The organism is Rhizobium sp. BK112 (assembly GCF_014193215.1).
Lineage (GTDB): Bacteria > Pseudomonadota > Alphaproteobacteria > Rhizobiales > Rhizobiaceae > Rhizobium > Rhizobium anhuiense.
In genome coordinates this window covers 185,391-208,208 of the sequence record NZ_JACHYZ010000003.1, presented here as the reverse complement: position 1 = coordinate 208,208, position 22,818 = coordinate 185,391, and the positions used below count along the sequence as shown (strand labels likewise).

The 22,818-nt window shown below is 61.8% G+C and carries 24 protein-coding genes; 9 read left to right on the top strand and 15 right to left on the bottom strand.

Annotated elements, in window-relative coordinates; translation table 11 throughout:
* Nucleotides 1-4 precede the first annotated feature (4 nt).
* The 8 genes from FHT75_RS10435 to FHT75_RS10400 form a co-directional block, all read right to left on the bottom strand.
* Entirely contained in the window at nt 5-505 is a 501-nt protein-coding gene (locus tag FHT75_RS10435; protein ID WP_097594767.1) for a nitrate reductase cytochrome c-type subunit, read from the bottom strand.
* Nucleotides 475-2,979 carry a periplasmic nitrate reductase subunit alpha gene (gene napA / locus FHT75_RS10430; RefSeq protein WP_097543986.1) on the bottom strand — a complete coding sequence of 835 codons (2,505 nt, stop codon included), beginning with the start codon at nt 2,977-2,979 and terminating at the stop codon, nt 475-477. The genes FHT75_RS10435 and napA overlap by 31 nt, the downstream gene beginning before the upstream one ends.
* On the bottom strand, nt 2,954-3,238 hold the full coding sequence (locus FHT75_RS10425; protein WP_097594765.1) for a chaperone NapD: 285 nt from the start codon (nt 3,236-3,238) through the stop codon (nt 2,954-2,956). Before FHT75_RS10425 ends, napA begins: the two co-directional genes overlap by 26 nt.
* Nucleotides 3,231-3,734, bottom strand: coding sequence for a ferredoxin-type protein NapF (locus tag FHT75_RS10420; protein WP_097543984.1), 504 nt, complete (start codon nt 3,732-3,734; stop codon nt 3,231-3,233). Before FHT75_RS10420 ends, FHT75_RS10425 begins: the two co-directional genes overlap by 8 nt.
* Before the next feature lie 3 nt (nt 3,735-3,737).
* The gene (gene napE, locus FHT75_RS10415; protein WP_097544073.1) at nt 3,738-3,932 is read right to left on the bottom strand and encodes a periplasmic nitrate reductase, NapE protein; all 195 of its coding nucleotides are present in this window, start codon (nt 3,930-3,932) and stop codon (nt 3,738-3,740) included.
* 151 nt (nt 3,933-4,083) lie between these two features.
* The gene (locus tag FHT75_RS10410; protein WP_097594764.1) at nt 4,084-4,407 is read right to left on the bottom strand and encodes a chaperone modulator CbpM; all 324 of its coding nucleotides are present in this window, start codon (nt 4,405-4,407) and stop codon (nt 4,084-4,086) included.
* 2 nt (nt 4,408-4,409) lie between these two features.
* Complete coding sequence (locus FHT75_RS10405) at nt 4,410-5,324, bottom strand: DnaJ C-terminal domain-containing protein (RefSeq protein ID WP_097543982.1); 915 nt, start codon at nt 5,322-5,324, stop codon at nt 4,410-4,412.
* Nucleotides 5,325-5,466: 142 nt separating this feature from the next.
* A complete protein-coding gene (locus FHT75_RS10400; RefSeq protein ID WP_097543981.1) occupies nt 5,467-5,934 on the bottom strand; it encodes a universal stress protein in 468 nt (155 codons plus the stop codon).
* Nucleotides 5,935-6,094: 160 nt separating this feature from the next.
* Between FHT75_RS10400 and FHT75_RS10395 the strand changes: the two genes are divergently transcribed.
* Nucleotides 6,095-6,988: an NAD(P)-dependent oxidoreductase gene (locus tag FHT75_RS10395; protein ID WP_183844815.1), complete on the top strand. Its 894-nt coding sequence runs from the start codon at nt 6,095-6,097 to the stop codon at nt 6,986-6,988.
* 63 nt (nt 6,989-7,051) lie between these two features.
* Here FHT75_RS10395 and FHT75_RS10390 read toward each other — a convergent pair whose 3' ends face one another.
* Together FHT75_RS10390 and FHT75_RS10385 are read right to left on the bottom strand one after the other, a co-directional pair.
* Nucleotides 7,052-7,876 carry a phosphoenolpyruvate hydrolase family protein gene (locus tag FHT75_RS10390; protein WP_210202929.1) on the bottom strand — a complete coding sequence of 275 codons (825 nt, stop codon included), beginning with the start codon at nt 7,874-7,876 and terminating at the stop codon, nt 7,052-7,054.
* A 10-nt stretch (nt 7,877-7,886) separates the two neighbouring features.
* The gene (locus tag FHT75_RS10385; RefSeq protein WP_097594761.1) at nt 7,887-9,083 is read right to left on the bottom strand and encodes a Tm-1-like ATP-binding domain-containing protein; all 1,197 of its coding nucleotides are present in this window, start codon (nt 9,081-9,083) and stop codon (nt 7,887-7,889) included.
* Nucleotides 9,084-9,214: 131 nt separating this feature from the next.
* On the opposite strand from FHT75_RS10385, the gene FHT75_RS10380 reads away from it, so the two are divergent.
* From FHT75_RS10380 to yghU, 8 genes are all read left to right on the top strand, one after another.
* Complete coding sequence (locus tag FHT75_RS10380) at nt 9,215-9,880, top strand: GntR family transcriptional regulator (RefSeq protein ID WP_097594760.1); 666 nt, start codon at nt 9,215-9,217, stop codon at nt 9,878-9,880.
* Nucleotides 9,881-9,970: 90 nt separating this feature from the next.
* Nucleotides 9,971-11,224, top strand: a complete 1,254-nt coding sequence (locus FHT75_RS10375; protein ID WP_097543977.1) for an extracellular solute-binding protein — start codon at nt 9,971-9,973, stop codon at nt 11,222-11,224.
* A 92-nt stretch (nt 11,225-11,316) separates the two neighbouring features.
* Nucleotides 11,317-12,228 carry a carbohydrate ABC transporter permease gene (locus FHT75_RS10370; protein WP_206114570.1) on the top strand — a complete coding sequence of 304 codons (912 nt, stop codon included), beginning with the start codon at nt 11,317-11,319 and terminating at the stop codon, nt 12,226-12,228.
* Complete coding sequence (locus tag FHT75_RS10365) at nt 12,225-13,052, top strand: carbohydrate ABC transporter permease (protein WP_063476153.1); 828 nt, start codon at nt 12,225-12,227, stop codon at nt 13,050-13,052. The genes FHT75_RS10370 and FHT75_RS10365 overlap by 4 nt, the downstream gene beginning before the upstream one ends.
* 2 nt (nt 13,053-13,054) lie before the next feature.
* Nucleotides 13,055-14,146, top strand: coding sequence for a Gfo/Idh/MocA family protein (locus FHT75_RS10360; RefSeq protein ID WP_097594759.1), 1,092 nt, complete (start codon nt 13,055-13,057; stop codon nt 14,144-14,146).
* Nucleotides 14,147-14,162: 16 nt separating this feature from the next.
* Nucleotides 14,163-14,543, top strand: a complete 381-nt coding sequence (locus tag FHT75_RS10355; protein WP_097543975.1) for a cupin domain-containing protein — start codon at nt 14,163-14,165, stop codon at nt 14,541-14,543.
* A 32-nt stretch (nt 14,544-14,575) separates the two neighbouring features.
* Entirely contained in the window at nt 14,576-15,670 is a 1,095-nt protein-coding gene (locus tag FHT75_RS10350) for an ABC transporter ATP-binding protein (RefSeq protein ID WP_097594758.1), read from the top strand.
* A 154-nt stretch (nt 15,671-15,824) separates the two neighbouring features.
* The gene (gene yghU / locus FHT75_RS10345) at nt 15,825-16,700 is read left to right on the top strand and encodes a glutathione-dependent disulfide-bond oxidoreductase (RefSeq protein WP_063476155.1); all 876 of its coding nucleotides are present in this window, start codon (nt 15,825-15,827) and stop codon (nt 16,698-16,700) included.
* A gap of 84 nt (nt 16,701-16,784) precedes the next feature.
* On the opposite strand, the gene FHT75_RS10340 is transcribed toward yghU, so the two are convergent.
* Genes FHT75_RS10340 through FHT75_RS10320 form a run of 5 tightly spaced genes read right to left on the bottom strand, consistent with a single transcriptional unit; the run spans nt 16,785 to nt 22,753 of the window.
* Entirely contained in the window at nt 16,785-18,299 is a 1,515-nt protein-coding gene (locus FHT75_RS10340; RefSeq protein WP_097594757.1) for an ABC transporter substrate-binding protein, read from the bottom strand.
* Between the two features lie 19 nt (nt 18,300-18,318).
* Nucleotides 18,319-20,028, bottom strand: a complete 1,710-nt coding sequence (locus tag FHT75_RS10335; RefSeq protein WP_097594756.1) for a dipeptide ABC transporter ATP-binding protein — start codon at nt 20,026-20,028, stop codon at nt 18,319-18,321.
* Complete coding sequence (locus FHT75_RS10330; RefSeq protein WP_047613200.1) at nt 20,025-20,876, bottom strand: ABC transporter permease; 852 nt, start codon at nt 20,874-20,876, stop codon at nt 20,025-20,027. Before FHT75_RS10330 ends, FHT75_RS10335 begins: the two co-directional genes overlap by 4 nt.
* Nucleotides 20,873-21,811, bottom strand: coding sequence for an ABC transporter permease (locus tag FHT75_RS10325; RefSeq protein ID WP_047613202.1), 939 nt, complete (start codon nt 21,809-21,811; stop codon nt 20,873-20,875). Before FHT75_RS10325 ends, FHT75_RS10330 begins: the two co-directional genes overlap by 4 nt.
* A 51-nt stretch (nt 21,812-21,862) precedes the next feature.
* On the bottom strand, nt 21,863-22,753 hold the full coding sequence (locus FHT75_RS10320; RefSeq protein WP_097594755.1) for a proline iminopeptidase-family hydrolase: 891 nt from the start codon (nt 22,751-22,753) through the stop codon (nt 21,863-21,865).
* Nucleotides 22,754-22,818: the final 65 nt, after the last annotated feature.

Here is a 22,818-nt window from a genome sequence, read left to right as displayed (position 1 = left end):
ACGGTCACTCGCTTCCGGCCGGCTTGAAACCGAGCTCGCTCATGTCCTTGAACGCATTGGGGACGAGTGGCTGGGTGTCCGCCTGCGGCACATGGCACGCCGTGCAGAAGTAGCGGCGAGGGGAAACGTCGGCGAGCATCTGGCCGTCGCGCGTCATATAGTGGGTGACGCTGATCATCGGCGCGCCGCTATCCTGCGTGAACTCCCGCTTGTGGCAGGAGAGGCAGCGGTTGGCGTTGACCGACAGTTCGTAACCTTCGATCGAATGCGGAATGATCGGCGGCTGGTCGGGATAGGCGCGCATCCTGCGCTTGTCGTCGACGATCCATTTCGGCAGCGGCTTGGCGGCCCCTGTTTCCATCGAGGGCGTCGGGCCTTCCAGTTGGGGGACGGTTTGCTGTATCACCTGACCGAAGGCGGCCGTCGCGAGGAAAACGACGACTCCGGCTGCGATTGCCTGCCATTCCGGTCGCCTTAAACGGCGGGGAGAATCTTGACCGCGCATTTCTTGAAATCCGTCTGCTTGGAGATGGGATCGGTGGCGTCGAGCGTGACCTTGTTGATCAACTGGCTGGCGTCGAACCAGGGGACGAAGATGACGCCGGGCGGCATTCGATTCCTGCCCCTGATATCGATGCGTGAGCGGATCTCGCCGCGGCGGGAAACGATCCGCACCTCCGCCCCCTGATTGATGCCGCGCTTGCGGGCATCCTCGGCATTCATGAAACATCGCGCGCCGGGAAATGCCCGGTAAAGTTCCGGCACCCTCATGGTCATCGATCCCGAGTGCCAGTGTTCGAGCACACGGCCGGTAACCAGCCAAAAATCGAATTCGTCGTCGGGAGATTCGGCCGGCGGCTCGTAGGGCACGGCCAGGATGACGGCCCTGCCGTCCTTCTGACCATAAAATTTCACGCCCTCGCCGGGCTTCACATAGGGGTCGTAACCTTCCCGGTATCGCCAGCGCGTCTCCTGGCCGTTGACCACCGGCCAGCGCAGTCCACGGACCTCATGATAGAGGTCATAGGGCGCCAGATCGTGTCCGTGCCCGCGCCCGAAGGAGGCATACTCCTCGAACAAGCCTTTCTGGATGTAGAATCCGAACGCCTTGGCCTCGGCATTGTCGTATTCGGCGCTGATCTCATCAAGCGGAAACCGGTCGACCTCGCCATTGCGAAAGAGCACGTCGAAAAGCGTTTTTCCTCGATACGCCGGATTGGCATCGAGGATTTCCTTCGACCAGACCTCATCGGTGGTAAATCGCTTCGAGAATTCGACGATCTGCCAGAGGTCGGATCGCGCCTCGCCCTTGGCCTGAACGAGTTGATGCCAGACATGGGTGCGCCGTTCGGCGTTTCCATAGGCGCCTTCCTTCTCGACCCACATCGCCGCAGGAAGGATCAGGTCTGCGCTCATCGCCGTTATGGTTGGATAGGCATCCGAAACCACGACGAAATTCTCGGGGTTGCGATAACCCTGCCAGGTTTCGTTGCTCGTATTCGGTCCGGCCTGGACGTTGTTGTTGACCTGCACCCAATAGAAATTCAGCTTGCCGTCCTTCAGCATGCGGTCCTGCTGGACTGCATGATATCCTGGCTTCTCAGGAATGATCCCCTGCGGGACACGCCAGATTTCTTCGGCATGTTTGCGGTGCTCGGGGTTCGTCACCGTCATGTCGGCGGGAAGGCGATGCGCGAAGGTTCCCACTTCACGGGCCGTCCCGCAGGCCGAGGGCTGACCGGTGAGGGAGAACGGGCTGTTGCCCGGTTCGGAGATCTTCCCGGTGAGCAAATGCAGGTTGTAGACCATCTGGTTCGCCCAAACGCCGCGGACATGCTGATTGAATCCCATCGTCCAAAGCGACATCACCTTGCGGTCAGGATCGGCATAGAGTTCCGCAAGCTGCTCCAGGAATTCGGGATCGACCCCGGTGAGTTCGGACGTCTTCTTCAGCGTGTACTCGCTAACGAACGCCTTGAAGGCGTCGAAATCCATCGGTTCGGTCTTGCCGGGATCGCTGGCGTTGGCCGCAGCGATTTCAACCGGATTGTCCGGGCGCAGGCCGTAGCCGATATCGGTGACGCCTTTTGCAAACTTCGTGTGGTCGCGGACGAAGTCCTCGTTCACACGTCCTGTTTGAATGATGTGGTTGGCAATGAAATTCAGAATCGCCAGATCTGTTCCCGGTTTGAAAACGATGGGAATATCGGCGAGATCCATGCTCCTGTGCGTAAAGGTCGAAAGCACCGCGACGCGCACATGCGGTTGCCCAAGCCGGCGGTCGGCGAGGCGTGTCCAGAGGATCGGATGCATCTCCGCCATGTTCGAGCCCCAGAGCACGAAGGCGTCCGCGTTTTCGAAATCGTCGTAACAGCCCATCGGCTCGTCCATGCCGAAGGTCCGCATGAACCCGTAAGCGGCCGAGGCCATGCAGTGTCTGGCATTGGGGTCCAGATTGTTGGAACGAAAGCCGGCCCGCATCAGCTTTGTCGCGGCATATCCTTCAAAGATCGTCCACTGGCCGGAGCCGAACATGCCGACAGCCGTCGGGCCCTTGTCCTCGAGCACTTTCTTGCACTGCTCGGCCATCACGTCGAAGGCCTCGTCCCAGCTCACCGGTTCGAACTCGCCGTCCTTGGCGTAGCGGCCGTCCCGCTTTCGCAGCAGAGGGGTCTGAAGCCTGTCCTCGCCATACATGATCTTGGAGAGAAAATAGCCCTTGATGCAGTTAAGGCCGCGATTGACCTCCGCCTGCATGTCTCCATGCGTTGCAACGACCTGACCTTGCTTGACGCCCACCATGACGCCGCAACCGGTGCCGCAGAAGCGGCAGGGGGCCTTCGACCATTTGATTTCCAATGCGCCGACGCCGCCGGGCACCGGCTGCGCGACAGCTGGCATCGCTATTCCGGCAGCGGCCGCGGCGATGGCGGCGGCCTGGGCCTTCAGAAGCTCACGCCTGTTCAATTCTCCCGTCATGGCCTTGCATCTCCTCCTCGACATGCTCGAACACCATGTTTGCCGCAATCACGCCGTCCAGGAGCGAGATTTGCGATAGACGATCGCCGAGCATGCCCGTGCTCGTTCCCTCGATAGTGACGACGATCTTTCCGTTGGCGTGAGCGTGGACTTCCACATTCCGCATCTCGGCGATGGCCGCCAGCACAGCCCCGGTGCGGGCCGGCATGGTCGCGATCACGGCACTCGATATGTGATAGCTCAGACCCCGCTCAGGCATCGGCCGCCTCCATCCCGCTCGGCTGCAACACGATGGCGTTGACGGGACATCCGGCGATGCACCCTCCGCATCCATTGCAAATGTCGGTGCGAAGTTCCGGAAGAAACGGGCCGCCGACGCGGGGCCGGAAACGGATCGCCTGCTGAGGGCAAGCTTCTCCGCAGGACTGACAGGTGATGCCGCGCTTCGCCAGGCAGGTATCACCAACCGCGGCGACATGGGCAAAACGATCGATCCGCTCTGTGGTGAAAACGGGTTGCGGGCACGATGCCGCGCATTCACCGCAAAACGTGCATTCGCCTCGCATGAAGTCGAGCAACGGCAGTCCGTCCACCAGACGGATTATCTTGGTGGGACATCGCTCCTCGCATCGTCCGCACCCCGTGCATGCCGCGGCAAGGCTTTGCATCGATGCTCCTGGCGGACAAATCCTGTGATCGGTCGTTGCCGGCCGGACTGAGAGGAATTGACGTCGAGACATCGGCACTTGGGACATGGCTCAATGCCCCGCCGGCGGCCCCGGAGGGCCGAACACGATTTGAAACATCCATACGAGGAAACCGTAGCCGCCGACGACACCCACGGCGACCAGAGGCCATATTCCGAATGCAAGGATAAGGAAAGCCAGCACTTCCGCCCGGCGCTTCGCGCGCGGATCGCTCTGCCCCGATGCTTTTTGAAGCAATTCAGACATGACAGGCCCCCAGGCGCGGACGATACCATGCCCAGTCATCCATGACCAGATGACTTGCATTCCACTAGCCTGCTGCCTCCTCTCGCAGGCAGCAGGCTCGCATTGTCGCCGTCATGGAGCGTCGTAAGAAAACGCCTGCACGCAAGTAACTCTAGACCCGGTCGACCTCCTCGAGGCTGTCGAACAGCCGGCGCTGAACATCCCGCTCCTGCCTGCCGATGGCGGTCATCAACTTGCCCATCGTTCCCCGCAGGCCGTGCAACTCGTCGACCAGCTCCATGACGATATCGACGCCGGCTTCGTTGACGCCCATGTTTCCCATGAGGTCCAGGATCAGCCGCGCTCGCGCGACGTCGGCGTCGCGAAATTGCCGTTGGCCGCCTGAGGTCTCGGGGATCAACCAACCCTGTTCGATCCAGAGGTCGAGCTGGTCGATGTCGATTTTCAAGTAAAGACGGAATTCGAGATCATCCATGATCAAGCCTCCATGTTCTTTCTCGGATCATACGAGTTTGCCGTCGCCCATTCCTTCACCAGGTCCGTCAGCCGCTCGTTGGGATTGTCAGGCAGCACGATCTTCAGGGAGACATAAACGTCGCCATGTCCGCCGCTGCGTTTTGCAACACCCTTGCCCTTGAGGCGCAGGACCTTGCCGGTGTTCGAATGCGGCGGCAGCGTCAGATTGACCGGCCCAGACGGCGTCGGCACACGAACCTTGCCGCCGAGCACGGCCTCATTGAGCGAGATCGGCAGTTCCAGACGGATATCGTCGCCGTCTCGCGTGAAGAAGCGGTGCGGGCCTACACGGATTTCGATCAGGGCATCACCCGCCGGGCCGCCTCCGATGCCCGGCTCGCCCTTGCCGCGCAGCCGTAAAGTCTGGCCATCGCGCGTTCCCGGCGGGATCTGCACGTCAAGCGCGGGACCGCCAGGCAGCTTGACCTCGGTCCTGGTGCCGTTGACGGCCTCGAGAAAATCGACCTCCATCGAGAACTGGCGGTCCCGGCCACGACCACGGCTCTGGCCGCCTCCGGCCCGGCGTGAAAAGAAGTTGGCAAAGACATCGTCGGCATCGCCGAAATCGGCAAATCCGGCACTGTTGTGGTAGGGATCGCCAGGGCCGCTCTTCGAGGCATAGTCGCGGTAATAATTGCGCTGCGCCCGCTCGGCGCCTGAAATATCGATCTCGCCGCGGTCGAAACGCCCGCGTTTTTCCTCGTCGCTCAAGATCTCATAAGCGGTTGAAATTTCCTTGAACCGCTCCTCTGCCTTTTTGTCGCCGGGGTTGAGGTCGGGGTGAAGTTTCTTGGCGAGCTTGCGGAACGCGCTTTGAATATCCTTTTGCGTCGCATCCCGTTTCACGCCCAGAAGCTCATAGGGATCCTGGCTCATACATATCTCCTGAGGGCAGCGTATACTGCTGGTTGGCTTGGGGATGATATAGGTTGCCGGGCCGCCGCCGGGGAGGGGAAATTGGTCGCCCGGACGATATCAGCGCGATAAAGCCACTGCGGTCACGCCAGCGCGGTGGAGCTTAGAACAATGCCACGTCTTCGGCTTGAGACGCCGCGCCCTCATATGCGTGATCTAAACGCCGATCGATGAGAACCGAGCATCCGGCGTGGCGCACGACTTTGTCGACAATCGAGGAGAAGACGTAGTCGGTGATATCGGTCACATGCGACGACAGCAGGATGAGATCGGCCGACTTCTCCCTTGCGACGGAAACGAGCTGGGAAGCGGCAATGCCGATGCGAACCTCGATCGTCGCCAAAATCCCCATTTCCTTGCAGAGCGATGCAAGTTTCTTTTCGGCGTCGACGATGGCGGTCGTTTCGAATGCCTCGGGAAGCTCCGTCAGGTGACGGCGCGGGATATTCTCGATGACATGCATGACGACGATGCTTCCGCCTTCATCCGCCAATGCCGCAGCCCGGCGCAAAAGCCGGATTGCCGTTTGCCTCGAACCCGTGCCGATGCCGCAGATGATTGTTCGATACATTGAAATCCATATCCTCGAATGCGAATGATAGCCCCAATCATACCGGTCTCAACCGTCGCGGCATTGACGAATGTCAAGGAAAGGCCTCGCAACGGCAGCCCTCACAAAACCGCCATTTGCTTAGAACGGGACCTCCGGCTGAATCGTCGCAGTTGACGATATGGCCATCAGCAACAGTTCTAACCCGATGTCGTCACTTATTGAGGTTCACATGCCGCATTTTGCGATTATCGGATCGGGTGCGATGGGAAGCGCTGTCGCCAAACGGCTGATCGACCGCGGCGTCACGGTGCTGACCCATCTCGAGGGCAGAAGCGAGCAGACGATTGCGCGGGCAATGGCAGCCGGCATGGTGCCGGTCGGACGCCAGGAGCTGACAAAGGCCGAGCTGATCCTGTCGATCGTTCCGCCGGCGCAGGCGATCAAGGTCGCCGAATTCGTCGCGGGCATATCGTCGGGGATGCCGGCGCCGCCGCCCTTCATCGACCTCAACGCGATTGCGCCAAAAACCATGCAGGCTTTGGCGGCACGGTTCGACGGCAGCGGCGTGGAGGTGCTCGATGGCGCAATCATCGGCGGGCCGCCGGTTCCCGGCAAATCAGGTCCGACCATCTATATCAGCGGCGATCGTGCCGAGCGGAGCCGGCTGCTTGAGGATTGCGGCCTCAGGATCCGCAGGCTCGACGGACCGCCCGGCGCCGCCTCGGCACTGAAGATGTGTTATGCCGGCATCAACAAGGGATCTATCGGCCTCGGCACCGCCATGCTGCTTGCGGCATCGCGTTCGGGTGCTGCCGCAAGCCTGAAGGCCGAACTCTCCGAAAGCCTTCCCGACGTCGACCGCAAGCTGTCGAAATCCATTCCCGACATGTATCCGAAAGCCTATCGATGGGTCGCCGAAATGCAGGAGATTGCCGATTTCCTGGGAGAAGATGATCCGGCCGCGACCATCTTCCGCGGCATGGCGGACCTCTTCTCCAGGATGGCTTCCGACGGGCAGCTGGACGAGATCCTTGGCTCCAGGGAAACCCGCGACGCGATGGTCATGCCATAATGTCGCTGCCGGCGCTGGCAATGGAAGCACCGGCAGCTGGTGTACGGCCGGTCCAAGCCGCGCCTATATCTTCACGAAGTCCTCGACCTGCGCCCTGATCGCGACCTCGGTCGGCAAACGCTCCATCGAACTCGCGCCGTAAAAGCCGTTGCAACCCTTGCAGCGTGCAAGCACATAGGCCGCGTCCGCGGGCATGGCGATCGGCCCGCCATGGCAGAGCACGATGACGTCGTCGCGGATCGACCTTGCGGCATCCGTCCATTCGTTGATCTTCTCCACGCATCCATCGAAGGTCAGCGCCGTTTCAGCGCCGATCGCGCCGCCTGTGGTCAGGCCGAGATGGCAGACGACGATGTCGGCGCCGGCTTTGGTCATCGCGATCGCGTCCTCGCTGCTGAAGACATAGGGTGTCGTCAGCATGTCCTTGGCGTTGGCGCGGGCGATAATATCGATTTCCAGATCGAAGCCCATGCCGGTCTCTTCGAGATTGGCGCGAAACGTGCCGTCGATCAGCCCGACGGTCGGGAAGTTCTGGATGCCGGCAAAACCCATTGCCTTCAGCTCGTCGAGGAAGTGATCGGGCAGCATGAAAGGATCGGTGCCGTTGACGCCGGCAAGCACCGGCGTGTGGCGCACGACCGGCAGGACCTCGCGGCCCATCTCCTTGACGATCTCGTTGGCATTGCCATAGGCGAGCAGGCCGGCAAGCGAGCCGCGGCCGGCCATGCGGTAGCGGCCGGAATTATAGATCACGATCAGATCGATGCCGCCGGCCTCTTCGCTCTTGGCGGAAAGGCCGGTGCCGGCGCCACCGCCGATGATCGGCAGGCCTTCGGCGATCTTGCGGCGAAGCTTGCTCAGAATGTCGTTTCTGTCGATGCGGGTCAAAACTCTCTCCTCAGGCATGGATCTCATGGAAGCCGGCAACGAGTGCCGTGGCGAATTCCGGACTGTTGATATGGGCGTCTATCTCGACGAGGCGCCTGTTCGGCGCCTCGCGCCAGCCACCACGAATGGCAGAAAACAGCGCCTCGTCGGCTTCGGGATCATGGAATGGCTGACCGGCGGCGTCGATCGCTGAAACGCCCTGAAGCGGCAGCAGGAAGCGGACCGGACCCTGCATCTGGTTGAGCCGCTCGACGATGAAAGCGCCGATCCGGCGGTTTTCCTCCGGGGTGGTGCGCATCAGGGTCACCTGTGCATTGTGGACGTGCAGCCTGCGGTCGCGGAAGGGCGCCGGCACGGTGTCCCGCGCGCCGAAATTCACCATATCGACGGCGCCGACCGAGCCGATATAGGGCAGGCCGGTGCGGATAATGGCGCCGAAGCGATCCTCGGTCGCCGGAAAGACGCCACCGATGAGAAGGTCGGGCACCTCCGTCGTCGTCACATCGATTACGCCCTGCAACAGACCGGAATCGGCAAGCTTCTCCATCGACTGGCCACCGACGCCGGTCGCATGGAAGACGTAGATTTCATGCGTCGTGCCGAGCATTTCGCGGAGCTGGGTGACGCAGGAGGTGGTGACGCCGAACATGGTCATGCCGATGCCCGGCCGATCATCGCTGGAGACGGGGATGGGGTTGCGGGCCATGCCGGCCGCCGCATTTGCCGCATTGCCGATTACCTTGCGCGAGATGGCGTTCAAACCGGCGATGTCGACGACCGAATACATCATGGTGAGATCATTCGGGCCGACATAGGGCGCCACATTGCCCGAGGCGACCGTCGAGACCATCAGTTTCGGCAGGCCGATCGGAAGCGTTCGCATCGCCTCCGTCACCAGCGCGGTATTGCCGGTGCCGCCAAGGCCGAGCACGGCGCCGATGTCGTTGCGCGATTTCAGGAATGCCGTCAGCGCTTTGGCCATGGCCGAAACCGCCGCTCCCCGATCGGTCTGCCCGAGCACGTCCGCAGCGCCCTCAGGATGAAATGCGGCGACGTCACGCGCCTGGACATCGGCGCCGGTGCCTTCCCCAAGCGTGCCGACATCGACCAGAACAGCCTCGGTTCCGGCCGAAAGAACCACCTCCCTGGCGTAGCTCAGTTCAGCACCCTTGGTGTCGCAAGTGCCGACGATATAGACCTTTCCCATTGGTTTTCCTCCCCTTTTTGATCCATCTCCGACATTCTCTAGATAAAATTCCCGATTTTGTATTTTCCATATTGTATATTCTTTCGTATATTGCATACTTAAATCACGAATGCCAGACGGAAATGGAGACCATGAACGCACCGCGCCACCTCACCCTTCGCGAGCGGATTTACGAGGAAATCGTTCGCCTGATCGTCTCCGGCGAGCTGCCGAGCGGCGTCTCGATCGATGAAAAGGAACTGACGGAGCGCCTGCAGGTCAGCCGCACACCGTTTCGCGAAGCGATCGGCACGCTCGCCAAGGAAGGGCTGATCGAGATCAGGCCGTATCGCGGCTTCTTCGTGCGCAGCTTCACGCCGAAGGAGATCGACGATCTCTACGATCTACGCAAGACGCTTGAATGCTTCGCCGTCGAGCTCGCCGTTCCACAGATGAGCGACCGGCACATCGTCGGTTTCGAGCGCATCCTCGATGAGGCGGTGGCGGCACTTCGCCGCGGCGACATGGAGACCTACGGCATTCGCGACAAGGAGTTTCACGAGACCATCGCCGAGCTTTCGGGAAGCGCGCCGTTGATCGAAACGCTGGCGCGGCTCGCGCTGCAGATCCAGATTTGCCGCTCGATCGCCAACGAGAGCCGCGATCTGGCCGAGAGGGCGGCCGAGGAGCGCGATCAGATCCTGCAGGCGTTCCGGGCGCGCGACATTACCCGCGCAAAGACCCTGATGCACGCTCATATCAGCGACGTCCAGCAGGCCGTCATGGCTCGGTTTCAGAGGGAAAATCCAGCGCGTTAGCCGGATGAAATGCCAGTGGAGCGAAGGAGAGGGAGGTCTCCTTTTCGACAAGTGAAAAACGTGGCCGTGGAGCGGCCGGAGGAGGGAGCAATGCTGAAATTTCTTGCCCGCAGCACGGCACTGGCGGCGATGATCGCCGCAAGTTCGCTGGCGCATGCCGAAACCCTGAAAATGTGGGGTCCGGAACAGATCACCGAACCGCTGGTGGCCCAGCTGTGGAACGGCATCAAGGCCGATTTCGAAAAGGCCAATCTCGGCGTGACCGTCGAATTCATGCCGCCGACCGGGACGATCAGCAACGGCGCGGTGCAGGCGGCCATCCAGTCGGACGCCGGCCCCGACGTGATCCTCACCAACTCCGGCATCGGCCGCATCAGCGTCGTCAAGAACGCCAAGCAGGTCATGCCGCTCACCGAGCAATATGAAAAACGCGGCTGGAAGGACCAGATCTATCCCTGGCTCTACACCGAGCTGAAGGGCCAGTTCGGCGGCGAAATCTACGAGGTTCCCGATGGCCTCGATGCGCTTGGCATCTGGTATCACAAGGATATTTTTGAGCAGGCCGGCTGGAAGATTCCGGCGACCTGGACCGAGTTCGAAGCACTGTTGAAATCGATCGGTGAGACCGGTCTGCAGCCGATCGCCATCGGCCCGCGCACCACCGGCAGTGCCGGCCACCTCTTCGGCAATCTGCTACAATCGGCGAGCGGTAAAGAGGTGATCGGCAAGGCGCTACGCCGCGAAATCGCCTGGGACGATCCTTCGGTCGCCGCCGGCGCCGTCCGGCTACAGAAGCTGGTCGAGGCGGGCGACATCAGGAAGGAAATGGCCGGCCTCGATCTCGATGGCGCCTCCCGCCTCTGGTTCAACAAGCGCGCGGCGATGTTCGTTGCCGGCCCGTGGTTCACCGCCAATGCCCGCAAGGCCGGCTATGACCTCGCCAATGCCGGTTACGCGCCCATGCCTTCCGACATCAAGGGTGCGGCGATACCGACCGGCGGCGTCGGCTGGAGCTGGCTGGTGCCGGTCAACTCCAGACAGCCGGAACTCGCGATGAAATGGATCGACTTCATGCTGTCCGATGCGGTGATGAAGAAGCGCGCGCAGGATCCGGCAAGCACGATGATCTATCCGCGCGAAATCCCGGGCGTCGAGCCGCCGACGCCCGTGCTGAAGGACATCTTCGCGGCTGCCGCCGGCGGCGTCGGCTACAATCCGAGCGTCTATCTGCCCGGCCCGGTACTCGACACCTACTTCCAGGTCATCCAGGGCCTGATCTCCGGCCAGATCGGCGGCGAGGACGGCATGAAGCAGATCCAGGCAAAGATGGCAGAGGCGAAATAGTGGTCATTCCAGAAACGCCCGGAAGCAAGGTCGTGGCTCCTCTCAGGGATGCGCCTGCCGTGGCGGGACATACGGGCGGCCTGTCCGTCCGTATGTCCAAACGCCGGACGACGGGGGCTGCCACATCTGACTCATCCGCTGGCGATGCCCGCACCGCATTGTGGCTGATGGCGCCGGCGCTCGGCCTTTATGCCGTCTTCACCCTGCTGCCGATCGCCGCCACCTTCTGGCTGAGCTTCAACAGTTCAGCCGGCTTCAATACCTCCGCCAGTTTCGTCGGCTTCGACAATTACGCCAAGGCCGCACACGATCCGATCGTCTGGAAGAGCCTCGTCCATACCTTCCTCTGGCTGGCCTATCATGTGGTGATGGCAGGCGGGCTCGGTCTTCTGCTGGCGCTTGCCGTCAGCAGGCTGCGGATCACCCAGGTCTTCTTCCGCACCGCCTTCTTCCTGCCGCATCTGGTGTCGCTGGCGGTGGTCGGCGTCATCTGGGCCAATATCTACGATCCGTTCTTCGGCCTGCTGAATACCGCGCTGACGCGGATCGGGCTCGGCGCCTTCACCCAAGGCTGGCTGTCCGATCCCGCTTTGGTGCTCTTTTCCGTCAATATCGCAAGCTCGTGGCAGGGCTTCGGCCTCTACATGCTGCTCTTCATCGCCGGCCTGCAGAACATCGACCGCTCGCTCTACGACGCGGCCGAAGTGGACGGCGCCAACGCCTTCCAGAAGCTGATCTACGTGACGCTGCCGGGGCTTCGTGAGGTGACGACCTTCGTCGTCTCGCTGGCAATGATCAACGGGCTGAAGGGCTTCGCCACGGTCTTCGTCATGACCAATGGCGGGCCGTTCTACCAGAGCGAGCTGATCACCACCTATATCTACCGGCTTGCCTTCCAGTCCCAGGATCACGGGCTTGCGGCGGTACTCTGCATCCTGCTCAGCCTGCTTGCGATCACCATCACCATCGTCTTCAACCGCTGGCGTGCGAGGCTTTCGCAATGAGCGTCCGTCATCGCGAATGGCCGGTGGCGCTGGCCCTGACCCCGGCACTGATCCTGATCCTAGCCCCCTTCGTCTGGCTGGTGGTCTCGAGTTTCAAGACCGAGGCCGAGATCGGCCAGGCCGACCCCTTCACCTGGCCCGCCGACCTGATGTGGCGGAACTATCTGGATGCATGGCAGATCGGCGGGTTCGGCGAACTCGTCGGCAACAGCCTCATCAATCTCATCGGCGTCGTCGCCCTGTCGCTGATCACCTGTGCGCCGGCCGGCTATGCGCTTGCCAAGATCCGTTTTCCCGGCCGGGAATGGCTGTTCTACGCCTTCATCCTCGGCTTGACCGTGCCCGTCCAGGCGATCGTCATCCCGCTCTATCAGGTGCTTTTCGGGCTGAACCTCGTCAACACGCTTGCTGGTATCGTGCTGGTGCAGGTCAGCAACGGCATTCCCTTCGGCATATTCCTGATGCGGAGCTTCTTCATCGGCGTGCCTGATGATCTGATCGAGGCCGCCAAGATCGACGGCGCCTCGCATCTGCAGATCCTCACCAAGGTCTTTCTGCCGATCTCGACGCCGGCGGTGCAGGCGCTCGTCATCATCAGCGCGCTCTCCACCTGGAACGATTTCTTCCTGCCGCTGATCGTGCTGATCAGTCCCGAGGTGCAGACGCTGCCGCTCGGGCTCGTCCGCTTCGCCAGCACCTATGCTTCCGATTACCGCCTGGTTTTTTCCGGGACCGTCATTTCATTCCTGCCGATCATTCTTCTCTACATCCTGATGCAGCGCCGCTTCACCGAGGGGCTAACGCAGGGGGCAATCAAGGGCTGACCATGTCGCATCATGTCCAGCGGGAAATCCGCTACAATTTCGAATTCGATCACCGCATCAAGGCTTGCTTCATCGGCGCCGGCGGTCATGCCTATCGCAATGTCTATCCGGCGCTGCGTTACGCGCCGGTCGAGCTTGCCGGCATCTGCGATCTCGATCTCGGCCGCGCCGAGAAATTCGCAAAACTCTTCGGCGCCGGAAAAGCCTATACCGACCATCGCGAGATGCTCGAACGGGAAAACCCGGAGCTGGTCTTTCTCGTCACCGCCTATCATCCCGACGGCCGGGTGCAGGCGACCGACCTGGCGTTCGACGCGCTTGCATCAGGCGCTCACGTCTGGATGGAAAAGCCGACGGCGGCAAGCCTTGCGGACATCGAAAGGCTGCAGGCGGCAAGTAGCGCGGCCGGCCGCATGGTGATGACCGGCCTGAAGAAGACCTTTTTCCCCACAATCGAAAAGCTCAAGGATCTGATCGGCTCGCCGGGTTTCGGCCGGCTGACCTCGATCAATGTCCGCTATCCCCAGAGCCTGCCGAGCCAGGAAGACCGCGCCGATCTCGTCAAGATGCAGAGCTTTCTCGACCATATCTACCATCCGGGCGCGATCCTCAACTTCCTCGGCGGCGAGATCGAACGGGCTGGTTATGAATGGGAAGCGTCGACGGGCGCGACCGTCACCAGCCTGCGCTTCCGCTCCGGGGCAATCGGCACGTTGCATCTTGCCGCCGGCCAGTCGGGCGGCAGCATCTTCGAGCGGGTCGAAATCATCGGCGAAGGCGCCAACGCCATCGTCGAAAACGGCAGCCGGCTGACCTACTTCCGCAAGGCCGACTTGCCGTCCTATGGCCGTGCCGCGAGCTTCATCCAGCCGGACGAGAATGCGGCGCTGTTCTACGAGCCGGAGCATTCGCTCGGCCAGCTCTACAACAACAACCTGTTTTATCTCGGTTATGTGCCCGAAATCCTGCATCTGACGGATGCGATCCTCTCCGGCACGCCGATAACAAGGGGCACGCTCGAAATCGCCCGCGAGATCATGAGGCTCTTCGAATTCTACAGATGCGCGGATGCCGGCGTCACCACCAATCTCTGACAGGGGAGCGACAGCCTTGACCGATACCGATGTCATATTCAGGAAAGCCGGCGGCGAATTCATGCCGACCAGCTGGGGCGAACTCAACTGGAAGATCACTGGTGACGGCACGCCCGGCGCCGAGATGACCTTCGGCACCTGCCGGATCAATCCCGGCGAGCGCAACCAGCTGCACTCGCATCCCGATTGCGAGGAAATCCTCTACGTCGTTTCCGGCCATTGCGAGCACAAGCTCGGCGATGCGCTCTACCGGCTCGAAGCCGGCGACGCCATCCGGATTCCCCGCAATATCAGGCACTGGGCGCGCGCGCTCGGTACCGAACCGCTCTTCGCCTTGATCATGTTCTCCTCCGGCACCCGCACGGCGGTCAATCATGAGGGCGAGGGCGCGGCCTGAAATCATCCTGTTCTCGTGGGGGAGGGAATATCATGGCGTCGATTGCGCTTCACAACATCCGCAAGTCCTACGGCAACCTGCCGGTCATTCACGGCGTCGACGTCGATATCGAGGATGGTGAATTCATCGTGCTCGTCGGACCGTCCGGCTGCGGCAAGTCCACGCTGCTGCGCATGATCGCCGGCCTGGAAACGATCTCGGGCGGCCGGCTTTCAATCGGCAACCGCATGGTCAACGACCTGCCGTCGAAGGAGCGCGACATTGCCATGGTGTTCCAAAGCTATGCGCTCTATCCGCATCTGACGGTGGCCGAGAATATGGGCTTTTCCCTGAAGCTGCGCGGCACGGCCAAGGACGAGATCGGCCACCGAGTGCAGTCCGCCGCAAAGATCCTGGCGCTGGAACCCTATCTCGACCGCCTTCCGCGTCATCTCTCGGGCGGCCAGCGCCAGCGCGTCGCCATGGGCCGCGCGATCGTGCGCGATCCGAAAGTGTTCCTCTTCGACGAACCGCTTTCCAATCTCGACGCCAAGCTGCGCGTGGCGATGCGCGCCGAGATCAAGGAGCTTCACCAGCGGCTGAAGATCACCACCGTCTATGTCACCCATGACCAGACCGAGGCGATGACCATGGCCGACCGCATCGTCGTGATGCGCGACGGCATTGTCGAACAGATCGGAACCCCGCTGGAAATCTATGATCGCCCCGCAACCACCTTCGTCGCCGGCTTCATCGGCATGCCGGCGATGAACCTGCTCAAGGGCCGCATCCAGGCCGACGCGCCTTCGATCTTTCGCACCGAAAGCGGCGTCGCCATGCCGCTGTCGCTGCGTCCCGGGACGGCCGATCCCGGCGAAGAACTCATCTATGGCATCAGGCCGGAACAGTTCGTCATCGCCGATGATGGAACACCGGCGAAGGTCGTGGTCGTCGAGCCCACAGGCGCGGAAACGCAGGTCGTTGCCCGGATCGAGGGGGCCCGGATCGGGGAAGAAAACGTCAATATGTTGTTTCGCGAGCGCATCGCCGTAAGGCCGGGCGACGCGATCCGCTTCGCCTTGCGGTCTGCCAGCGAACATCTGGTTTCAGCGGCAACAGGCAGGCGTCTTCCCGACGCGGATGCCTGAAGCAGCGGTTTTCTTCAGCTTTGCCAAGACTCTGACGATTGCGTGAAACCGCGCCGACACCTGTGACAAAACCTCATCGCCTCTGCTATGTCAGGAAAAATGCGGCAACCCAACCTGCCCGCACTCTGTCTGACCAATCCCAGGAGTTTGAAAGATGAGCGGTTCTTCCGATTATACACCCCCGAAGGTCTGGACCTGGAACAAGGCGAATGGCGGCCAGTTCGCCAGCATCAACCGCCCGATCGCGGGAGCGACGCATGACAAGGAACTGCCGATCGGCCGTCATCCGCTGCAGCTCTATTCGCTCGGCACCCCGAACGGCCAGAAGGTCACCATCATGCTCGAGGAACTGCTGGCGCTCGGCCACAGCGGCGCCGAATATGACGCCTGGCTGATCAAGATCGGCGATGGCGACCAGTTCGGCAGCGGCTTCGTCGCGGTCAACCCCAATTCCAAGATCCCGGCGCTGATGGACCGCAGTGGTCCGAAGCCGATCCGTGTCTTCGAATCCGGCGCCATCCTGACCTATCTCGCCGAGAAGTTCGGCGCCTTCCTGCCGACCGAGCCAGCCGACCGCGCCGAATGCCTGTCCTGGCTGTTCTGGCAGATGGGAAGCGCCCCCTATCTCGGCGGCGGCTTCGGCCATTTCTACGCCTATGCGCCTGTCAAGATCGAATATGCGATCGACCGCTTCGCCATGGAGGTGAAGCGGCAGCTCGACGTGCTCGATCGTCGCCTTGCCGAAAGCGAGTATCTGGCGGGCAGCCAATATACGATCGCCGATATTGCCGTCTGGCCCTGGTATGGCGGCTTGGTGAAGGGCTGGACCTACGGCGCGGCCGAGTTTCTGCAGGTCGAGGACTATAAGAACGTGCTGCGCTGGGCCGACGCCATTCACAGCAGGCCGGCCGTGCAACGCGGCCGGATGGTCAACCGCCTCTCCGGCGAGCCCGCAAGCCAGTTGCACGAGCGCCATGACGCCAGCGACTTCGACACCAGGACGCAGGACAAGCTCGCGGCCGCCGAGTAAGCAGGCGGCCTCAGCCACGTGTCGCAGCAATAAATGAGGCTCCGCCGCCTTTACGGCGGCGGAGCATTTGCATGCTGCCCGAACTCAGTTCTTGATCGTATCTTCCAGGAAGAAACGACCGAGCGGGTTCTGGTAGAAGTTCTCGATATTCTTGCGCGAGACGTTGATATAGGGGCTGTAGTAGAGGTCGATCCAGTTGACGTCGTCCTTGGCCATCTTCTGCAGGTCGACATACATCTGTTCGCGCTTCTTCGGGTCGAGCTCGAGACGCGCCTTGGCCACCAGTTCCTTCACCGCCTCGTTCTTGTAGTTGGTTGAGTAGTTGTTGTTGGAATCGTGGCCGAGGACGAAGGTGGTCTTCTGGTCCGGATCGAGAATGTCGTTGGTCCAGTAGTTGACAGAGACGTCGTAGTCGCCGGCAACGATCATGTCCCATTCCTGGCTCGGGTCGACCTTCTGCAGATTTGCGGTGATGCCGGCCTTCTGCAACTGCTGCTGGACGAGCACGGCCGTCTGTTCGTCGACTTCGTCGCCGGCGCGCACCAGATAGTTCAGCGTCAGGTCGGAGGCGCCGGCAGCAGCCAGCATCTCCTTTGCCTTTTCGGGATCATAAGGCCGCTGCAGATTGTCGGCATAGTAATAGAGCGCGCCCTTCGGAACGTAGGAATTGGCGACCGTGCCCTGGCCGAAGGTGACCGTATCGACGATCGCCTTCTTGTCGATCGCAAGATCCAGCGCCTGGCGGACTTCCTTCTTGCCGAGCGCGCCATGCGCATGGTTGATCAGAAGATGATCCTCGCGGGTCGAGGCATCGATATCGACGTTGAGGTTCGGGTCCTTCTTCAACTCCTCGACGCGGGAGAAGGGAACGAAGATCGCCGTGTCCAGCTCGCCGGCCTGAACGTTCAGCATGCGGGTGTTGTCGTCAGGCACCGAGATCCACTCGACGCCGTCGAGCTTGACGCGGTCGGCCTGCCAGAAGTTCGGGTTCTTCTTCAGAATGACGCGGTCGCCGCGCCGCCATTCCTCGACCACGAAGGCGCCGGATGCGATCGGCTTCTCGCCGTAGGCATCGGCACCCAGCGTTTCCATGCCCTTCTTGGAGATGACGGAGGCATTCGGCAGCGCCAGCGTCGAAAGGAACGGCGCAGACGGGTTCTTGAGCTTGATCGTCAGCGTGTGCGCGTCGGTCGCGACCGCCGTATCGATCACCTTGTAGGAATCGCTCCAGAGCGAGGCGGGGTCGTCGCGGATGCGCAGCAGGCTGTAGGCGGCATCTTCCGCGGTCAGCGGCGAACCGTCGGAGAATTTCGCGTCGCGGATCTTGAACGTGTAGGTCAACCCGTCATCCGAAGCGGTCCAGCTTTCGGCAAGGCCCGGCTCCAGTTTCGTGCCTGTCTTGTCGACGCGGATCAGCACGTCGTAGACGTTGGAGAATACCCAGTTGTCGATGTTCTGCGCGGTTTTGATCGGATCGAATGTCGTCGAATCCTCGCGGCGGCCGATGGTCAGCACACCGGCGGCTTCGGCATAACTTGCACTGAGCGTCAGGCCGGCGAGCAAGGCTGCAAGCCCGATTGATTTCCACCTGTTTGTCATGAATTCGTTCCCTTCGTTGTTATGGCATGCGTTTGATGGGCTGGATCGGTATCGATTGCGGATCGTCCTTGCCACCGGCGCCTTGCAGCAGCGGTTTGTCAGGATCGATGTCGGGAATGGCGGCGATCAGCGCCGCCGTATAAGGATGCTTCGGCCGCGCGAACACCTCTTCGGAACGGCCTTCCTCGACGATCTCGCCGCGATACATCACAACCACGCGTTCGCAGAGATTGCGGACGATCGCGAGATCGTGGGCGATAAACATCAGCGTGAGGTTCATCTTCGCCGTGAGCTCGCGAAAGAGCTCGATGATCTGCGCCTGGATGGTAACGTCGAGGGCGGCGACGCACTCGTCGGCGATGATCAGTTTCGGGTCGACGGCCAGCGCGCGGGCGATGCCGGCGCGTTGGCACTGGCCACCGCTCATGCTGCGCGGCTTGCGGCCGGCAAATTCGCGTTCGAGGCCAACGAGGTCGAGCAGAGCATTGATCCGCGCCGGGATATCGGCTTTGGCGACCTTGCCCTGCACCTTCAGGACCTCGGCCAGCATCTGCCCGATGGTCAGGCGCGGATTGAGCGCGTTATAGGGGTCCTGGAAGACCATCGCCGTCTCGCGTCTCAGCTTTGCGAGGCCCGCGCTCTTCTGCAGCGCCAGATCGACGCCGTCGAAAGTGACGTGGCCTGAGGAAAGCGGTGTGAGGCCGAGCACGGCGCGGGCAAGCGTGCTCTTGCCGCTGCCGGATTCGCCGACGATGCCGACCGTCTCGCCCGGCATGATCTGCAGGCTGACGCCGGCAACGGCGCTCACCGTCTTGGCGCCGCCCTTAAGCAGGGCGCCACCGGCTCTGAAACGTACGTGGAGATCATCGATTTCGAGCAAGGGCCTCGCCGGCTGGCCGGCCTCGGCAATTTCGGGCAGCGGCGCCGCTGTCTCGCCCGGCAGGGAAGGGTGGCTGTTGATCAGGTTGATCGTATAGGGATGCTGCGGCCGCGCCAGGATCGTCCGCTTCGGCCCCTCTTCGAGCAGTTTGCCGCCGCGCAGCACGGCGATGCGGTCGCAGGTCTGGGCGACGATGCCGAGATCGTGGGTGATCAGAATAATCGACAGGCCGCGCCGGTCGCGAATGTCGATCAACAACCGCAGGATCTGCGCCTGGATGGTCACGTCGAGCGCCGTCGTCGGCTCGTCGGCGATCAGTATCTTCGGATTGCAGGACAGCGCCACGCCGATCATCGTCCGCTGCCGCATGCCGCCGGAAAATTCATGCGGATAGCTGTCGTACTGGCGCGCGGGATCGGGGAAGCCGACCTGCGCCAGGATGTCCGTCGCTGCGGCGCGGGCCTCGCGGGCGCCGAGGCCCTGATGATAGCGGATGCCTTCGGCGATCTGATCGCCGATCCGCATCACCGGGTCGAGATGGCTGGTCGGGTTCTGGAAGATCATGCCGATCTCGCCGCCGCGCACTTTCAGCATCTCGCCATCATCGACCCGCATGAGGTCGCGCCCTTCGAGCAGCACGCTGCCGCTCTCGATCTTCAGCAGCGAAGAGGGCAGCAGGCGCACCAGGGAGCGGCAGAACAGGCTCTTGCCCGAGCCGCTTTCGCCGACGAGACCGAGGATCTCGCCTTTGCCGAGATCGAGCGAGACGGCATCGAGCAGCGTGCGCGGGCCGGAATCGACATGCGCCCTGACGGTAAGATCACGGACGGAGAGTACGGAGCCGCTCATTCGTGCACCCCCAACAGCTCGCCGAGCGCATCGCCCAGCATGCTGAAGCCGAAGGCGAGACAGACGATGGAAAGGCCGGGAAACAGCGTGATCCACCAGGCCGTGGTGATGAAACTCTGTCCTTCCGCGACCATGACGCCCCATTCGGCGATCGGCGGCTGGACGCCGAGGCCGAGATAGCTGACGGCGGCGCCGCTAAGCAGCACCAGCGTCGCATCCGACATCGAAAAGACGATCGAGCCGGCGATCGCGTTCGGCAGCAGATGGCGAAACATGATGCGCGTGCGGCTGAAGCCGAGGCTGACGGCGGCGACGGCATAGTCGCTGCTTTTCAGCACCAGCATCTGCGCCCGGATCAGCCGCGCATAGGAGACCCAGCCGACCAGCGCCATGGCGATATAGAAGCTGCCGAGGCCAGGGCCGAGAATTGCGATGATCGACAGCATCAGCACCAGGAAGGGGAAGGCAAGAATGATATCGACAAGACGCATGAACAGCGCATCGACGATCCCACCGAAGAAGCCGGCAATCGTGCCGACCGTCGTGCCGATCAGGAAGGGAAAAATGACGCCGATCAGCGCCATCTGCAGGTCGAGGCGCGCGCCCCAGATAACGCGAGAGAGGATATCGCGGCCGAAATTGTCGGTGCCGAAGGGATGCAACAGCGAAGGCGCCTGCAGCCGCACATCGGCATTCTGCATGATCGGATCGTAGGGTGCGACAATGGGCGCGCCGATCGCCAGCAGGACGAAGAACAACAGCAGGCCGGCACCGACGGCAAGCATCAGCCGCCGGCCGAAGAACCGGCGCCAGCCGAGAGATGCGGGAGCAATCGCCTCGATGCTCATAGCTTCACCCTCGGATCGACGGCGACGGTGACGATGTCGGCGATGAAGTTGATGAGCACGGTGGCGCAGGCAAAGACCATGGCGACACCCTGGACCACCATATAGTCGCGCGAGAAGATCGCCCTGACGAGCAGCTGTCCCATGCCGGGCAGCGCAAAGACGCTCTCGACCACCACCGTGCCGCCGATCAGCCAGCCGATGTTGACGGCAAGCAGGTTGATCGTCGGTACCAAGGAATTCGGCAGCACATGTCGCCAGAAGACGATGCCTTCGGGCATGCCACGGGCGCGCGCCGCCGTCGCGACATCCGATTTCAGCTGCTCGATCATCGCCGCCCGCAGGCTGCGCGTCAGCACGGTCGAAAGCGACAGCGCCACCGTCAGGCTCGGCAGCACGAGATGCGACAGCTTTTCGCCAATCGTCGCGCCGTAGCCCGAAACCGGCAGCACGCCGAGTTCGACGCTGAAGAGGATGATCAGCATCAGTCCCAGCCAGAAGGGCGGAAAGCCGATGCCGAAGGTCGAGACGATGCGCACCGCATGGTCCGGCGCCCGGCCGGCATTGCGCGCAGCGATCGCCGCCATCGGCACCGCGATCAGCACCGACAGCACGACGCTCGCGGCGACGAGCGCAAGCGTCGGCTCGATGCGGGTAACGATCAGCTTCAGCACGTCGATCTTGTAGAGGATCGACTTGCCCATCTCACCATTGGCGAGGTTCTTGAGGAAATAGACATATTGCAGCCACATCGGCTGATCGAGGCCGTATTGGGCGCGGATGCTGGCAAGGGCCGCCGGCGTGGCGCGCGTGCCGAGGATGTTGCGCGCCGGGTCTCCGGGGATCAGCCGGACCAGAATGAAAGTGATGATGCTGATGCCGAAAATGACGGGCAGGAACTGCAGCGGTCGCGTCAGAACGAATTTATAGCGATGCATGACGGCGATCGCCTCTCTGTTTTCGTCGGCTTCGCTCCGCTTTGTGCTGCATCAGTGTGCCTCGTGCCGGGCGAGAAAATCGAGAAGCGCCGGATAATAATCCTGCGGGTTCTCATAGAACGGCATATGGCTGGCATTGGCAAATACCTTCAGCTCGGCATTCGGCAGCGCAAGCTTCATCCTGAGCGCACAGGCCGGCGTCAACTCGTCATGCTCTCCCGTCGTGATGAGCACCGGCAGCGTCAGCCGCGGCAGATCGGGGATGCGGTTCCAGTCCTTGAGGTTGCCGATATAGAGAAACTCGTTCGGTCCCTGCATCGTCTCGTAGGGCGCCATGTTCCAATCGTCGAGCGAGCGGCGCACCGGCTCCGGCCATTCCGGCAGACGGCAGACGTGGCGGTAGTTGAGGATGGTGACGGCGGCGAGATATTCCGGATGATTGTAGGTGCCCTGCGCCTCGTGTTTCTGCATCATCGATACGGTTTCGGGACCGAGTGCTGCACGCAGCCGTTCCAGCTCCGAGATCAGATGCGGCATGTCGGCGACGGTATCCTCGAGAATCAGCGTCTTCAGGTTCTGAGCGTAAGTCAGCGCATATTCGATCGCCAGCCACCCGCCCCAGGAATGGCCGAGCATGTGGACCTTACCGAGCCCCAGCGCCTTGCGCACCGTTTCCGTCTCCTCGACATAACGGCCGATTGTCCAGAGCGAGAGATCGTCCGGCCGGTCGGAAGCGCCGGTGCCGAGCTGATCGAAAGCGACGACACGATAGCCCTTGTCGACGAGACAGGAATGCGCCTCGCGCAGGTAATCGCAGGGCAGACCCGGCCCGCCGTTCAGGCAGAAAACCGTCTCACTGCCGGCTCCGAAACTGTAAGCAACGATGCGATAACCATCGACATCGATCAAGAATCGCTCGTCCGGCTGTATTTCACGCCACATTGATCGCTCCGGCAGAAGGTTTCACTTGCTCAATATTTGGGCGTGGTTATTTTTTTATCGTAAAT

Bases quoted from the DNA above. Each gene is read 5' to 3' on its own strand.
- FHT75_RS10385 (WP_097594761.1), bottom strand. From the start codon at position 9,083: ATGGGAAAGGTCTATATCGTCGGCACTTGCGACACCAAGGGTGCTGAA.
- napE (WP_097544073.1), bottom strand. From the start codon at position 3,932: ATGTCTGAATTGCTTCAAAAAGCATCGGGGCAGAGCGATCCGCGCGCG.
- FHT75_RS10330 (WP_047613200.1), bottom strand. From the start codon at position 20,876: ATGAGCATCGAGGCGATTGCTCCCGCATCTCTCGGCTGGCGCCGGTTC.
- FHT75_RS10340 (WP_097594757.1), bottom strand. From the start codon at position 18,299: ATGACAAACAGGTGGAAATCAATCGGGCTTGCAGCCTTGCTCGCCGGC.
- FHT75_RS10410 (WP_097594764.1), bottom strand. From the start codon at position 4,407: ATGGATGATCTCGAATTCCGTCTTTACTTGAAAATCGACATCGACCAG.
- FHT75_RS10335 (WP_097594756.1), bottom strand. From the start codon at position 20,028: ATGAGCGGCTCCGTACTCTCCGTCCGTGATCTTACCGTCAGGGCGCAT.
- yghU (WP_063476155.1), top strand. From the start codon at position 15,825: ATGAGCGGTTCTTCCGATTATACACCCCCGAAGGTCTGGACCTGGAAC.
- FHT75_RS10325 (WP_047613202.1), bottom strand. From the start codon at position 21,811: ATGCATCGCTATAAATTCGTTCTGACGCGACCGCTGCAGTTCCTGCCC.
- FHT75_RS10350 (WP_097594758.1), top strand. From the start codon at position 14,576: ATGGCGTCGATTGCGCTTCACAACATCCGCAAGTCCTACGGCAACCTG.
- FHT75_RS10425 (WP_097594765.1), bottom strand. From the start codon at position 3,238: ATGCCTGAGCGGGGTCTGAGCTATCACATATCGAGTGCCGTGATCGCG.
- FHT75_RS10435 (WP_097594767.1), bottom strand. From the start codon at position 505: ATGCGCGGTCAAGATTCTCCCCGCCGTTTAAGGCGACCGGAATGGCAG.
- FHT75_RS10380 (WP_097594760.1), top strand. From the start codon at position 9,215: ATGAACGCACCGCGCCACCTCACCCTTCGCGAGCGGATTTACGAGGAA.
- FHT75_RS10405 (WP_097543982.1), bottom strand. From the start codon at position 5,324: ATGAGCCAGGATCCCTATGAGCTTCTGGGCGTGAAACGGGATGCGACG.
- FHT75_RS10320 (WP_097594755.1), bottom strand. From the start codon at position 22,753: ATGTGGCGTGAAATACAGCCGGACGAGCGATTCTTGATCGATGTCGAT.
- FHT75_RS10370 (WP_206114570.1), top strand. From the start codon at position 11,317: ATGTCCAAACGCCGGACGACGGGGGCTGCCACATCTGACTCATCCGCT.
- napA (WP_097543986.1), bottom strand. From the start codon at position 2,979: ATGACGGGAGAATTGAACAGGCGTGAGCTTCTGAAGGCCCAGGCCGCC.
- FHT75_RS10400 (WP_097543981.1), bottom strand. From the start codon at position 5,934: ATGTATCGAACAATCATCTGCGGCATCGGCACGGGTTCGAGGCAAACG.
- FHT75_RS10420 (WP_097543984.1), bottom strand. From the start codon at position 3,734: ATGTCCCAAGTGCCGATGTCTCGACGTCAATTCCTCTCAGTCCGGCCG.
- FHT75_RS10365 (WP_063476153.1), top strand. From the start codon at position 12,225: ATGAGCGTCCGTCATCGCGAATGGCCGGTGGCGCTGGCCCTGACCCCG.
- FHT75_RS10395 (WP_183844815.1), top strand. From the start codon at position 6,095: ATGGCCATCAGCAACAGTTCTAACCCGATGTCGTCACTTATTGAGGTT.
- FHT75_RS10360 (WP_097594759.1), top strand. From the start codon at position 13,055: ATGTCGCATCATGTCCAGCGGGAAATCCGCTACAATTTCGAATTCGAT.
- FHT75_RS10375 (WP_097543977.1), top strand. From the start codon at position 9,971: ATGCTGAAATTTCTTGCCCGCAGCACGGCACTGGCGGCGATGATCGCC.